Origin of the sequence: Gilliamella sp. Pas-s25 (assembly GCF_009795885.1) — a bacterium.
Classification (GTDB): Bacteria; Pseudomonadota; Gammaproteobacteria; order Enterobacterales; family Orbaceae; genus Gilliamella.
Genome location: NZ_WTEV01000074.1, coordinates 1 through 956 on the forward strand (window position 1 = coordinate 1; position 956 = coordinate 956).

2 protein-coding genes are annotated in these 956 nt (G+C 32.9%); both read right to left on the reverse strand.

What is annotated here, in order from left to right; all coding sequences use genetic code 11:
* Nucleotides 1–82: 82 nt before the first annotated feature.
* Nucleotides 83–253: a hypothetical protein gene (locus tag GQ593_RS13355; protein WP_160432467.1), complete on the reverse strand. Its 171-nt coding sequence runs from the start codon at nucleotides 251–253 to the stop codon at nucleotides 83–85.
* 23 nt (nucleotides 254–276) lie between these two features.
* Nucleotides 277–956: RHS repeat-associated core domain-containing protein (locus GQ593_RS13360; protein WP_237397772.1), on the reverse strand; the 680-nt coding region annotated here is incomplete at its 5' end.

Below are 956 nucleotides of genomic sequence, written 5' to 3' on the forward strand. Positions count from 1 at the left end.
AAATTTTTTGACCATGATATTTGTCTCCTATGATTTTTGTTTATATCATAGAGGCAACTTTTGTCCACTTTTTTGGCGAGGATCACTGTATTATTTTATAGAGCTCATTCGGAAGATCGTTATCACGTAATAAAGGCATATTATAATATGAATCTATAATTTTAGTTTTGAATAAGAATTCCACTTCTGTGAAGTTTTTATCATTAGGAAAAATATATTTAAACTCTACTCCTTCTGCTTTTATCCATTTCATGGTTTTACTCCATTAATAATTAATTATTCTGACTCTGTTGAAGTTTCTAAAATTTGTTGTATAACTTTGCTCCTTGGAATTTTTATATGCAAAATTGTACTACCGAATCTTTGTGCTATCTCTTTATTTGTAGAGAAAGATATTAGAGATCTTCCACCAGAAATTGAATAGATTTCTTGGCCAAATTCACCATGAGCAAGTACATATTGTTCTATGCTTCCCCATTCCTTAATTGCTTTTGCATGAACATATTTAGTTTCAATAATAGCTTTACTTAAAGCATCTCTTATCGGTATATTAGAAAATCGTGCAGCATAATAAGTATTTGCTCCTGTTTGACTTAAAATCCAACCAGTTTCATCATATAATAATAATTCTGCTTCAAATTTTGTTCCTCTGTAAAGTTCTATTAAATCCAATCCTAACGGATCTATTCCGCTAATAGGATTATTACCTACATATCGATATAGATTGATATCACTTAAAATCCCTATTGGATCTTGGGTGATATACCTGCCTGTAAATGGGTCGTAATAGCGGTTTAGGTTGTAGTGTAATCCCGTCTCCTCATCATAATATTGCCCTTGGAACCTTAGCGGGTTATCCGGCAGGGTTTGAAAATCGTCTTGATGGTAGGTTTCGTTTATTATCTGCCCATAGGCATTATACTGGCATTCATAGAGGGTGTCACCCATGTTGCTGG